We start from the raw sequence: 12,288 nt of genomic DNA on the forward strand, positions 1-12,288 counted from the left end.
CGCACCCGTCACCACTCGATGCCCTTCTGACCCTTCTGGCCGGCGTCCATGGGGTGCTTGACCTTGCCCATCTCGGTGACGAGGTCGGCGGCCTCGATCAGGCGCGGGTGGGCGTCGCGGCCGGTGATGACGACGTGCTGGTTGCCGGGTCGCGCCGTGAGGGTGGCGACCACGTCCTCGACGTCGATCCACCCCCACTTCAGCGGGTAGGTGAACTCGTCCAGCACGTACAGCCGGAAGGTCTCGGCGGCCAGGTCGCGCTTGATCTGCTCCCAGCCCTCGCGCGCGTCGGCGGCGTGGTCGGCCTCGCTGCCGGGGCGCTGGATCCAGGACCAGCCCTCCCCCATCTTGTGCCACGACACCGCCCCGCCCTGGCCCGACTCGCCGAGGACGCGCAGCGCCCGCTCCTCGCCGACCCGCCACTTGGCGGACTTGACGAACTGGAACACCCCGATGGGCCAGCCCTGGTTCCAGGCGCGCATGGCCAGGCCGAAGGCCGCGGTGGACTTGCCCTTGCCGGGGCCGGTGTGCACCATCAGCAGCGGCCGGGTACGGCGCTGCCGGGTGGTCAGGCCGTCGTCGGGCACGACGGCCGGTTTTCCCTGCGGCATGTTCATGCCCCTTTCCGCATGCTCACCGCATGCTCGATGTCTGCTCGTTGTCCGCCCGGTGCGCGCTCACGCGGCGGTCCGCCGCTCGCGGATCATCCCGGCGAGATCGGCGAGGTCGTCGAGGCGCACGATCTCGGCGCCCATCCGGTGGGCCAGGGACCGGGCCAGGCCGAGGCGGACGTGCCCGCCCTCGCAGTCGACCACCACGCTCGTCACCCCGGCCAGCAGCCCGGCCGCCCGGTGGGCCTCCCCGACGGTGCCGGAGGTGGCCCGGCCGTCGGTGACCACGACCAGCAACGGCCGGCGGACCGGGTCGCGCAGGCGTTCCACGCGGAGCACCTCGGCGGCGCGCAGGAGCCCGGCGGCCAGCGGGGTGCGCCCGCCGGTGGGCAGCTCGCGCAGCCGGGCGGCGCCGGCCTCGACGGAGGAGGTCGGCGGCAGGACGAGGTCGGCGCGGGCGCCCCGAAAGGTGATCAGACCGACCTTGTCGCGGCGCTGGTAGGCGTCGAGCAGGAGGCTGAGCACGGCCGCCTTGACCGCGCGCATGCGCTGCCTGGCGGCCATCGAGCCGCTGGCGTCCACGACGAAGAGCACCAGGTTGCCCTCGCGCCCCTCCCGTACGGTCTCGCGTAGATCACCGCGGTTCAGCAGCAGGCCCGGACCGTTCCTGCCGCGTTCCCGCTGGTACGGCGCGGCGGCCAGGACGGTCGCGGTGAGGTGGACCGAGCCGGGACGGCCCTGGGGGACGCGGGCGCCGGTGGTGCGGCCGAGCGGGGTCCGGGCCCGAGACCTGCGGCCGGGGGCCCCGGCGCCGATCCCCGGCACGGTGAACAACCGGGTCCGGCGGGACGCCTCGACGTCGGCGCCGGAGACCCGCCCGTCGCGTGCCCCCTCAACCTCCGGCCCCGCCGGGACCCCGCCGTTGAGTCCCTCGGCGGACCGGGCGCCGTCCCCGCCGGCCCCATCGGGCCGGGCGCCGTCCTGACCGGACTCGTCACCCCGGGCACCGTCCTGGCCGGGTCCGTCGCTCCGGGCGCCGTCCTGGCCGGGTCCATCAGCCCGGGCGTCATCGTGACCGGACCCCTCAGACCGGCCGTCGTCCGGATGCGCGCCGTTCTGCCCGGTCCCCTCGGCGCGGGGGCCGTCTCCGTCCGGGCCGGGGGTGCCGGGGCCGTCGTCTTCCGGGCCGTCGTCTTCCGGGCCGTCGCCTTCCGGGCCGTCGCCTTCCGGGTCGTCGTCCTCGGGGACCTGGGCCAGCAGGGCGTCGAGCCGGGACTCGTCGAGGCCGGGGGCGTCGAAGGGGTCTCGGCGGCGGCGGTGCGGCAGGGCGAGCCGGGCGGCCTCGCGGACGTCCTCGGCGGTGACCCGGGTACGGCCCCGCCAGGCGGCGTGGGCGATGGCCGCGTTCGCGGTGATCAGGTCCGCGCGCAGGCCGTCCACGTCGAAGCCGGCGCAGACCGTGGCGATGCGCCGCAGCGCGGAGTCCGGCAGGACCACCTCGGCGACCCTGGCGCGGGCCCCGGCGATCCGGGTGGCCAGCTCCGCCTCCCCGGCCGCCCAGTCCGCGGCGAAGGCGGCCGGGTCCGCCTCGAAGGCCAGGCGCCGCCGTACCACCTCGGCCCGCTCGGCCGGGTCCCGCGAGGCCCTGACCTCCACGGTGAGCCCGAACCGGTCGAGCAGCTGCGGGCGCAGCTCCCCCTCCTCCGGGTTCATCGTGCCCACCAGCATGAACCGGGCGGCGTGCCGTACCGAGACGCCCTCGCGCTCGACGTAGCAGGTGCCCAGGGCGGCCGCGTCCAGGAGCAGGTCGACGAGGTGGTCGTGCAGCAGGTTGACCTCGTCGACGTACAGGACGCCGCGGTGGGCCGCGGCCAGCAGGCCGGGCTCGAACGCCTTCACGCCCTCGGTCAGGGCGCGCTCGATGTCCAGCGAACCGGCCAGGCGGTCCTCGGAGGCGCCGACGGGCAGCTCGACCAGCCGGGCGGGCCGCACCGCCGACGCCCCGCTCCGGCGCGCCTCGTCCTGGTGGGACCCGTTCTCCCGCGATTCGTCCTGGTGGGAGCCGTTCTGGAGCAGCCCGCTCTCGTACGTCCCGTCCTCGTGAGCCCCGTTCTCGTGCGGCCCGTCCGGGCAGCCGGGGTCGGGCGCGGCCGGGTCGCAGGAGAACCGGCAGCCGCGCACGACCTCGACCGGCGGCAGCAGCGCGGCCAGCGCCCGCACGATCGTGGACTTGGCGGTGCCCTTCTCGCCGCGGACCAGCACGCCGCCCGCGCGCGGGGAGACCGCGTTGAGGATCAGGGCGAGCTTGAGGTCGTCGAGGCCCACGACCGCGGTGAAGGGGTAGCGCGCGTCCCGCGCCGGGGCGGCCGCCGTCACCGGGGCCGCCGTGGAGGTGTCGCGCACCGTCGGGTTCTCCTTGAGGTTCATGGTCCGGCGAGGTTCATGGTCCGGCGAGGTTCATGGTCCGGCGATTCACGGCCCGGCGAGGTTCATGGCCCGGGGTAGCCGAGCCGCCAGCGCCCGCCGCGGCCGGTGAGGGTCACCCGGGCCAGCGGAGCGACGTCGACGCGCCAGAAGGACAGGGCCGGGGCGCCGAGGGCGTGGACGATCGCCGCGCGGATGACCGAGGGGTGAGTGACCGCGACGGTCCTGCCCGGTCCCCTGGCGGCCAGCCACGCGGACACCCGGCCGAGCAGGCCGACGACCGTCTCCCCTCCGTGGGGCGCGGCGGCGGGGTCGGTGAGCCAGGCGGCCAGCGCCTCCGGCTCGGCCGCCTCGACCTCGCCGAGCGTCAGTCCGCGCCAGCGGCCGTAGTCGTACTCGGCCAGCAGCGGATCCGGGGCGGACTCGATCCGCAGGCCGAGGGCCTCGGCGGTCTGCACGCACCGCTGTTCGGCCGCGCAGACCGCCGTGGCGCCGCCGGGCACGCGGGTGCGGGCGGCCCGGCGCAGGCCGGCCTCGTCGAGGGGCTCGTCGGCCGGGAACGCGGCCCGGACCGTCGCCCGCGTCGAGGCGTGGCAGACCAGCAGCAGGCGGGCGACCCCCGAGGGGGACCTCACGCCGGGCTGGGCACGCGCGAGGCCGGGACGCGCCCGCGCGCGGCGAGGGCGAACAGGGTGCCGACGCCGAGCCAGAACACCGCCTGGGTGCCCAGGGAGGCGATCCGGAAGTCCCACAGCAGGTCGGCGGGGAAGCCCCGGGGCACCTCGCCGATCTCGGGCAGGAGGATCCAGGCCGCGATCACGGGCAGGAGCGTGCACGCGCCCGCCGCCAGCCAGCGCAGCCGGGGCTCCGCGCCGGCGGCGTAGCGGTGGGTGGCGGCGCCCGCGGCGACGGAGAGGATCCCGACGGCCACGGCGACGAGGTAGAGCACGGTGCGCTCGTTGATCGTCCCGGGGTCGCCGACGGCCGGCGGGTTGGCGGGGTACTTCAGGAAGGGCACCAGGACCACCGCGACGAACGCGGCGGCCGCCAGGGTCACCGCGAGCGCCGGCTCGGAGCGGGGACCCGCCCGCCCGCGCACGGCCGCGTAGGCGAGGGCGAACAGGCCGCCGACCGCCAGGCCGTACAGGGCCAGGGCCAGGAACAGCCCGAAGCGCTGCCCGTCCCGGCTGACGAGGGCGTCCTCACCGTGGGAGTGCCCTCCGGAAGCGGCCCCGTCGTGGGAGTGCCCCCCGGCGGCCGCTCCGTCGTGGGAGTGGTCGCCGGTCTCCGCGCCGGAGTGCGCGGCGGCGTGCCCCGGGGAGCTCGCGGCCGCCTCCTCCAGCGCGATGGCCCGCTCGATCTCCGGCTCGCCCACGGCGTAGGCGAACACGGCCGCGAGCAGCCCGGCGAGCAGCCCGGCGAGCATGCCCCGGACGAAGAGTTTGGTGATCACCTGTGGCTCAGTGGCACGGGACGCCGAGCAGGTGGCGTCCGTCGTGCATGAGCTCGTGCAGGTAGTTCCCGGCCTGGGAGATCGCGCCCTGGTCGAAGGTCACCAGGTAGGCCAGGAGCAGCAGCGCCGGTACGGCGAGCAGCATCCAGCGGGTGAGCGAGGACCACGGAACGGGGCGGCTGTGCGGAGCCGAGATCTGGCTCACGGCTACCTCCTTCAGGGATTGCGCGTCCCTCTCGTAGGTAGTGGCGGTCGAGTGACCTGACTCCCGGCCCCGCGGGGCCGATCACAGTGGCGCGACCGCACCGGAATCTCACCGGATTTCCCTCGCACCGCCACAAAACACCCGGACCGTATCCCGTGATCCTCTCCCCCGTCAATTCCACATCCTGCGCAACAGGCCCGGCAGGGGTGACGCGGAGGAGACGACGCGGAGGAGACGACGCGAAGGAGACGACGCGAAGGAGACGACGCGAAGGAGACGACGCGAAGGAGCGCGCCGGGGCGGCGGCCCCGGCGCGCTCCGCGGAGATCGCTGTTCGCCGGTCCGTTATTCGCCGGTCAGTGCGGTGACCAGCTCGGCGGCCGTGCGGCAGCGGTCGAACAGCTCGCCCACGTGTGCCTTGGTGCCGCGCAGCGGCTCCAGGGTCGGGACGCGCTGCAGGGACTCGCGGCCGGGGATGTCGAAGATCACCGAGTCCCAGGAGGCCGCGGCGACCGAGTCGCTGTACTGGCTCAGGCAGCGCCCGCGGAAGTAGGCGCGGGTGTCGCTGGGCGGCGCCTCGACGGCGCGCAGCACCTCCTCCTCGGTGACCAGCCGCTGCATCTTGCCCCGGGCGACCAGCCGGTTGTAGAGGCCGCGGTCGGGGCGGATGTCGGAGTACTGCAGGTCGACGAGCTGCAGACGCGGATGGGACCACGCCAGCCCGTCGCGGGAACGGTAGCCCTCCAGCAGCTGCAGCTTGGCCACCCAGTCGAGCTCCCCGGCCAGCAGCATGGGGTCGTCGGCCAGCCGGGTCAGGACCGACTCCCAGCGGTCCAGGACGTCCTTGGTGGGCTCGTCGACGCCGCCGTTGCCGCTGCGGGTCTCGGCGTACTTCCTGGCCAGCTCGAGATACTCCATCTGCAGCTGCACCGCGGTCATCTTGCGGCCGTCGCGCAGCTGGATCTCGTAGCGCAGCGTGGGGTCGTGGGAGACCGCGCGCAGCGCCTGGACCGGGTTCTCCACGGCGAGGTCGCGGGTGAAGAAACCGTCCTCGATCATCGCCAGGATCAGCGCGGTGGAGCCCAGCTTCAGGTAGGTGGAGATCTCCGACATGTTGGCGTCGCCGATGATGACGTGCAGCCGGCGGTACTTCTCCGGGTCGGCGTGCGGCTCGTCGCGGGTGTTGATGATCGGCCGCTTGAGCGTGGTCTCCAGGCCCACCTCGACCTCGAAGAAGTCGGCCCGCTGACTGATCTGGAAACCCTCGCCGCGGGAGTCCTGCCCGATGCCGACCCGCCCGGCGCCGGTGACGACCTGCCGGGAGACGAAGAAGGGCGTCAGATATCTGACGATGTCGGCGAACGGCGTCGCCCGCCGCATCAGGTAGTTCTCGTGGCAGCCGTAGGAGGCGCCCTTGTTGTCGGTGTTGTTCTTGTAGAGCTGGATCGGCGCGTTGGACGGGATCGCCGAGGCCCGGGTCGCGGCGTCGTGCATGACCCGCTCGCCCGCCTTGTCCCAGATCACCGCCGCCCGGGGATTGGTGCACTCGGGCGTGGAGTATTCGGGGTGGGCGTGGTCGACGTACAGCCGCGCGCCGTTGGTGAGGATCACGTTGGCCAGGCCGAGGTCCTCGTCGGTGAGCTGGCTGGCGTCCGCCACCTCCCGCGCGAGATCGAAGCCCCGCGCGTCGCGCAGCGGATTCTCCTCCTCGAAGTCCCAGCGTGCCCGCCGCGCCCTGGCCGCCGAGGCGGCCAGATAGGCGTTCACGACCTGCGAGGAGGTCACCATCGCGTTGGCCCCCGGCTGTCCGGGCACGGAGATGCCGTACTCGGTCTCGATGCCCATCACCCGCCGTACCGTCATGCGCACCCTCTGTTCATCTGGGGCTGTCTCATCCGCCGTGTTATATATCCCCGAGCCTAGACCTTCCACCATGCCCTGTGGCCAGACAGTTATGGCACGGAGGTTTTTTCCACCGCGATTCGGGGCTCTTCGATGACAGCCTCGACCGGAATTGCGACGCGCCGTCTCCTGGCCTTGACAAAATCCTGGACCGGGCGTTCAGCCAAACGGTAAACCAGATAGGAGAAGGCCGCCACGGCAAGCACGGTGACGGCGGCGGTCAGCCAGGGCGGCAGCGTGTCGCGCAGCGCGGGGATGATCAGTACGGCTCCCGCGGTGTGGAACAGATAGACCGGGTAGGTAATCGCCCCCAGCACGAGCAGGCCGCGCCAGCGCAGCCGGCCCAGCCAGCCGAGCGCCACCATGGCCATCAGGACGTAGAAGGCGACCACGGTGGCCACCACGGCCCAGTCGGGCACGGGCATGGCGGCGTAGCCGACGGCGTCGATCCGCCGGGCCACCCGGTCCAGGGCCGCGTCGACCGCCAGGCCCGCGCTGATCCCCGCCATGCACCACAGGACCAGCCGGGGGCCGTAGCGGGTCATCAGATAGAAGGCCATGCCGCCGACGAAGTAGGCCGCGTACCTGGGCATGACCAGCAGCTCGACCCAGTAGTCGTCGCTGCCGGCGAAGAACCCGGCCGCCAGCAGCCACACGCCCATGAAAGCCAGGCAGCGGCCGAGCGTGGGCCCGACGATCACCAGGACGGAGATCAGCAGATAGAAGCGGAGCTCGACCCAGAGCGACCAGTAGACGCCGTTGGCGTCGTAGACGCCCAACAGGCGCTGGATCATGGTCAGGTTGGCCGCGTAGCCGCCTGCGTCCAGCTTGGGGTCCAGGGCCGTGGCCGAGGTGAGGCCGTACAGGGCCGCGGTGACCCCGACGCTGACCCAGTAGGCCGGATAGAGCCGGACCACGCGGGACAGGGCGAAGGCGCCCAGGCCGCGCCCCCAGATGCTCATCAGGATCACGAAGCCGCTGATCATGAAGAACAGCTCGACGCCGAGGATGCCCAGCCCGGAGATCGTCGAGATCGCCGGGAACAGCTCGGCGGGGGTCTCGTCCCACACCGAGCGGAAGGCGATGAAGTAGTGGAAGGCGAGCACCGCCATGGCGGCGGTGAAGCGCAGGAGATCCAACTCGGCGAGGCGGCCGCCGTCCCGGACCGCCCCCCGGGATCCCGAGCCGGTCACCCGGCGGCCGACCCGAAACGTTCATGCACGCCTGTTGGACGGCGAACCAATCAGTTGGGTTCCAAGTGACGACATTTCACTTTTGTGGCGTATGTGAAAGCCGTTGCCGTACGACCTCGATCCCGGCCCCGATCCCGGCCCTGCCCCGGTCCCGGACGCGCGGAGGTTCCGGCGCGCGGGCCGGAGCCTCCGGACGCGGAACGGCGCGGCGCCCGAGCCGGGTGCCGCGCCGTTCCGGTGGTGCTAGAGGTACTGACCGGTGTTGGCCACCGTGTCGATGGACCGGCCGGCCTCGGCGCCCTGCTTGCCGGAGACGAGGGTGCGGATGTAGACGATCCGCTCGCCCTTCTTTCCGGAGATGCGCGCCCAGTCGTCCGGGTTGGTGGTGTTGGGCAGGTCCTCGTTCTCGGAGAACTCGTCCACGCAGGCGGTCAGCAGGTGCTGCACCCGCAGACCCTTCTGGCCGGTCTCCAGGAACTGCTTGATCGCCATCTTCTTGCCGCGGTCGACGATGTTCTGGATCATCGCGCCGGAGTTGAAGTCCTTGAAGTACAGGACCTCCTTGTCACCGTTGGCGTAGGTGACCTCCAGGAAGCGGTTCTCCTCGCTCTCGGTGTACATCCGCTCGACGACCCGCTGGATCATCGCCGCGATGGTGCCCTCGCGGTTGCCGTTGTGCTCGGCGACGTCGTCCGGGTGCAGCGGAAGATCCGGGATGAGGTACTTCGAGAAGATGTCCTTGGCCGCCTCGGCGTCCGGCCGCTCGATCTTGATCTTGACGTCCAGACGGCCGGGCCGCAGGATCGCCGGGTCGATCATGTCCTCGCGGTTGGAGGCGCCGATCACGATGACGTTCTCCAGGCCCTCGACGCCGTCGATCTCCGACAGGAGCTGGGGGACGATCGTGTTCTCGACGTCGGAGGAGACGCCCGAGCCTCGGGTGCGGAAGATCGAGTCCATCTCGTCGAAGAACACGATCACCGGGGTGCCGGCCGAGGCCTTCTCCCGGGCCCGCTGGAAGACCAGGCGGATGTGCCGCTCGGTCTCACCGACGTACTTGTTGAGGAGCTCGGGGCCCTTGATGTTGAGGAAGAAGCTCTTGCCCTCCTGACCCGTCTTCTCCGCGACCTGCTTGGCCAGTGAGTTGGCCACGGCCTTGGCGATGAGGGTCTTGCCGCAGCCGGGCGGGCCGTACAGCAGCACGCCCTTGGGCGGACGGAGCTTGTGCTCGCGGAAGAGGTCGGCGTGCAGGTAGGGAAGCTCGATGGCGTCCCTGATCTGCTCGATCTGCCGCATGAGCCCGCCGATCTCCTCGTAGGAGATGTCGGGCACCTCCTCCAGGACGAGCTCCTCGACCTCGGACTTGGGGATGCGCTCGTAGACGTAACCCGAGCGCGGCTCCAGCAGCAGGGAGTCACCGGCCCGGATCGGCTGGCCGATCAGGGACTCGGCGAGCTTGACCACCCGCTCCTCGTCGGCGTGCGAGATCACCAGTGCGCGCTGGCCGTCCTCGAGAAGCTCCTTGAGCATCACGATCTCGCCGAGGTCCTCGAAACCGAGTGCCTCGACGACGTTGAGGGCCTCGTTGAGCATGACCTCCTGGCCACGCTTGAGTTCCTCGACGTCCACCGCGGGGCTGACGTTCACACGAAGCTTGCGGCCACCGGTGAAGACCTCCACCGTGCCGTCTTCCCTCGCCTCAAGGAAGACACCGAACCCGGATGGCGGCTGCGCCAGCCGGTCGACCTCCTCCTTCAGCGCGACGATCTGGTCTCTGGCTTCCTTGAGGGTCGCCACCAGACGTTCGTTCTGGCCGGTGACGGCCGCGAGATTCGCCTGGACCTCGTGGAGACGCTCTTCGAGGATCCTGGCCTGCCGGGGAGACTCCGTCAGCTTCCGACGCAGCGCGGTGACCTCCTCCTGCAGGAAGGAGACCTGTGTTGTGAGATCAGCGACCTCCCGTTCGCGCTGCGCGGCTCGAGCCTCAGCGTCGTCGCGAGCTGCCACGCCGTCACCTCCTTCCCAGTCGAGACCGACTACTCAAAACCCTACCCATCTGAGAGCCGCCCGTTACCTGTCCGGGCAGTGTTCGTATGGCTACGTTAAGCGAGCAGTGATTAATCCCTTATGGTGCGTTTAGTGCTGAGAGCATGAGAACACGGCATTCTGTACTCGTGTCTACCACGACGTGGGTCGTGGCCGAATCGTCATGTGGATGCGGCGGAGGTCGTGGACTCCTCGCCATACGCCCCCTTCGCCGGACGCCTGCGCCGGGGTGGTGGGGTCACCCCGTCCGCCATGCGGCGGGCCGTGACGAGAAAGCCGGTGTGGCCGACCATCCGGTGGTCGGGCCGTACGGCGAGCCCTTCGACGTGCCAGTCGCGAACCAGGGTCTCCCACGCATGGGGCTCGGTGAAACTCCCGTGCTCCCGCAGAGTTTCCACCGTGCGCGACAACTGCGTCGTCGTCGCCACGTAGCAGCAGATCACACCGCCCGGCGTCAGAGCCTTGGCCGCCACGTCCACGCACTCCCACGGGGCGAGCATGTCCAGGATGATCCGGTCGACGTCGCTCTCGTCGAGCGCGTCGACGAAGTCGCCGACGACCAGGCGCCACTGGTCCATCGGCCCGCCGTAAAACTTCTCCACGTTCTTGGTGGCGACCTCGGCGAAGTCCTGGCGACGCTCGTAGGAGGTGACCTTCCCCTCGGGCCCGACCGCGCGCAGCAGGAAGCAGGTCAGCGCGCCGGAGCCGACGCCGGCCTCGACGACGCGCGCGCCCGGGAAGATGTCGGCCATCGCGACGATCTGCGCGGAGTCCTTGGGGTAGATGACCGCCGCGCCGCGCGGCATGGACAGCGTGTAGTCGGAGAGCAGGTGCCGGAAGGCGAGGTACTGGGTCCCGCCGGAGGACCGCACCACCGAGCCCTCGGGCTGCCCGATCAGGTCGCTGTGCGGGATGAACCCCTTGTGCGTGTGGAAGACCCCGTCCTCCTTCAGCGTCACCGTGTGGCGCTTGTTCTTGGGGTCGGTGAGCTGAACCTGATCCCCGGCCTGAAACGGCCCATGCCTGCGAAAACCCATGCCCGCAAGGGTATCGGCGCCCGGCCGGAGGAAACGCCGGTCCGGCCGGGGGGAAAACGGTTCGCCGCACCGGCGGTGACCTGGTAGCACTGGAGGATGTTTCCCCGAGAAGTGATCCCCGCCGGTCCGGTCCTGCTGCGGGAGCCCGCCGAGGCCGACGCCGAGGCGATCGTCCGCGGCTGCTCCGACCCCGAGATCGCCAGGTTCATCCCCGCCGTGCCGGTGCCGTACACCCTCGACGACGCGATCTCCTACCTGAAGGCCGCCGAGCAGGACTGGCAGCGCGGCGGCGCCTCGTTCGCCGTCGCCGACCCCGGCACCGGCGAGTGGCTGGGCAACATCGGGCTCAAGCCGCCCAACCCCCGCGGCGGCGTCGAGATCGGCTATCTGATCGCCCCGTGGGCGCGCGGGCGCGGGGCGGCCACGGCAGCCACGGCGGCGCTGACCGCCTGGGCCTTCGCGCACGGGGTGCACCGCGTGGAACTGCTGGCCGTGGTGGAGAACCTCGCCAGCCAGCGGGTGGCCATGGCCGCCGGGTTCCACCGCGAGGGCGTCCAGCGCGAGGGCACGCCCGCGCGCGACGGCCTCCACCACGACCTGGTGTCCTTCGCCCGGCTGAGCACCGACTCCGGCGAGCGGGTCCGGCCGTTCCTGCCTCCCCTGCCCGGCGGGTCGCTCTCGGACGGGGTGGTACGGCTGACGCCGCTGGAGGCCGGGGACGCCGCCGACTACCACACGCTGCAGAACCTGCCCGACGTCGTGCGCTACAGCGTCCCCCCGGAGGCCCCCACCGCCCGGGAGAGCGAGCGGTTCTGCCGGGAGGCGGGCATGCTCTGGCTGGCGGGCGCGCGGGCGGAGATGGCGATCCGCAGCGCGGACGACGACGCGTTCGCCGGGCACATCCAGCTCAGCAACGTCATCCCCCCGCTGCGGCAGGCCATGGTGGGCTACAGCCTGCTGCCGCGGGCCCGCGGCAGGGGCCTGGCCACCCGCGCGGTGAACCTGGTGACGGAGTGGGCCTTCGGCCACACCTCGCTGGCCCGGGTCGTCGCGGGAACCTCCCCCGCCAACACCGCCTCGCACCGGGTGCTGGAACGGGCGGGCTTCACCCGTGACGCCCTCCTGCACGGCGCGCTGCCCGGCCACGGCGAGACCCGCCTGGACGACCTGCAGTGGTACCGCCTGCGGCCCTCCGGCTGACCCCTGGGCGCCCGTTGCTCAGCGCTTCTTCACGCCCCCTCCCGGATTCGGTCCGCCCGTCGCAAACATTTACGGCTTTCTCCCAGGTCACTGCATATTCGTCTCACCTCAGGGAACTCCCCCGTCACGTATGTCCCACATCCCGCATGCGGGGGTGGCCAAGCGGGGTTATGACGGGAATACTCCGAATCGTGCTACCCCAGGCCCACCACCGTTT

At 71.7% G+C, this 12,288-nt stretch carries 10 protein-coding genes and 1 riboswitch; of the genes, 1 reads left to right on the forward strand and 9 read right to left on the reverse strand.

From position 1 onward, the window contains the following. Nucleotides 1-8: 8 nt before the first annotated feature. The 9 genes from cobO to Psi01_RS34960 all read right to left on the reverse strand — a co-directional run bounded on the left by cobO (nt 9) and on the right by Psi01_RS34960 (nt 10,871). The gene (gene cobO / locus Psi01_RS34920) at nt 9-611 is read right to left on the reverse strand and encodes a cob(I)yrinic acid a,c-diamide adenosyltransferase (RefSeq protein ID WP_204068499.1); all 603 of its coding nucleotides are present in this window, start codon (nt 609-611) and stop codon (nt 9-11) included. A gap of 66 nt (nt 612-677) precedes the next feature. After that, nucleotides 678-3,038: a VWA domain-containing protein gene (locus tag Psi01_RS34925; protein ID WP_204068429.1), complete on the reverse strand. Its 2,361-nt coding sequence runs from the start codon at nt 3,036-3,038 to the stop codon at nt 678-680. 62 nt (nt 3,039-3,100) lie between these two features. Next, nucleotides 3,101-3,670: a histidine phosphatase family protein gene (locus Psi01_RS34930; protein ID WP_204068430.1), complete on the reverse strand. Its 570-nt coding sequence runs from the start codon at nt 3,668-3,670 to the stop codon at nt 3,101-3,103. Continuing rightward, nucleotides 3,667-4,488 (reverse strand): CbtA family protein, encoded by an 822-nt coding sequence (locus Psi01_RS34935; RefSeq protein ID WP_204068431.1) that lies wholly within the window; start codon nt 4,486-4,488, stop codon nt 3,667-3,669. The genes Psi01_RS34930 and Psi01_RS34935 overlap by 4 nt, the downstream gene beginning before the upstream one ends. A 7-nt stretch (nt 4,489-4,495) precedes the next feature. After that, nucleotides 4,496-4,693, reverse strand: coding sequence for a CbtB domain-containing protein (locus tag Psi01_RS34940; RefSeq protein WP_204068432.1), 198 nt, complete (start codon nt 4,691-4,693; stop codon nt 4,496-4,498). A gap of 2 nt (nt 4,694-4,695) precedes the next feature. Continuing rightward, nucleotides 4,696-4,840: riboswitch (adenosylcobalamin (AdoCbl) riboswitch) on the reverse strand. 198 nt (nt 4,841-5,038) lie between these two features. Then, complete coding sequence (dop, locus tag Psi01_RS34945; protein WP_204068433.1) at nt 5,039-6,556, reverse strand: depupylase/deamidase Dop; 1,518 nt, start codon at nt 6,554-6,556, stop codon at nt 5,039-5,041. 89 nt (nt 6,557-6,645) lie between these two features. Then, nucleotides 6,646-7,788 carry an acyltransferase family protein gene (locus Psi01_RS34950; RefSeq protein WP_204068434.1) on the reverse strand — a complete coding sequence of 381 codons (1,143 nt, stop codon included), beginning with the start codon at nt 7,786-7,788 and terminating at the stop codon, nt 6,646-6,648. A gap of 243 nt (nt 7,789-8,031) precedes the next feature. Further along, on the reverse strand, nt 8,032-9,795 hold the full coding sequence (arc, locus tag Psi01_RS34955) for a proteasome ATPase (protein ID WP_204068435.1): 1,764 nt from the start codon (nt 9,793-9,795) through the stop codon (nt 8,032-8,034). A gap of 200 nt (nt 9,796-9,995) precedes the next feature. After that, entirely contained in the window at nt 9,996-10,871 is an 876-nt protein-coding gene (locus Psi01_RS34960) for a tRNA (adenine-N1)-methyltransferase (RefSeq protein ID WP_204068436.1), read from the reverse strand. 96 nt (nt 10,872-10,967) lie between these two features. Between Psi01_RS34960 and Psi01_RS34965 the strand changes: the two genes are divergently transcribed. Further along, nucleotides 10,968-12,071, forward strand: coding sequence for a GNAT family N-acetyltransferase (locus Psi01_RS34965; protein ID WP_204068437.1), 1,104 nt, complete (start codon nt 10,968-10,970; stop codon nt 12,069-12,071). The last annotated feature ends 217 nt before the right edge of the window (nt 12,072-12,288 follow it).

It is taken from the genome of Paraplanobispora siamensis (assembly GCF_016863175.1).
Taxonomy (GTDB): Bacteria; Actinomycetota; Actinomycetes; order Streptosporangiales; family Streptosporangiaceae; genus Planobispora; species Planobispora siamensis.

Excerpts from the sequence above, each read along its gene's own strand:
- cobO (WP_204068499.1), bottom strand. The coding sequence starts at position 611 with ATGCCGCAGGGAAAACCGGCCGTCGTGCCCGACGACGGCCTGACCACC.
- Psi01_RS34925 (WP_204068429.1), bottom strand. The coding sequence starts at position 3,038 with ATGAACCTCAAGGAGAACCCGACGGTGCGCGACACCTCCACGGCGGCC.
- dop (WP_204068433.1), bottom strand. The coding sequence starts at position 6,556 with ATGACGGTACGGCGGGTGATGGGCATCGAGACCGAGTACGGCATCTCC.
- Psi01_RS34960 (WP_204068436.1), bottom strand. The coding sequence starts at position 10,871 with ATGGGTTTTCGCAGGCATGGGCCGTTTCAGGCCGGGGATCAGGTTCAG.
- Psi01_RS34965 (WP_204068437.1), top strand. The coding sequence starts at position 10,968 with ATGTTTCCCCGAGAAGTGATCCCCGCCGGTCCGGTCCTGCTGCGGGAG.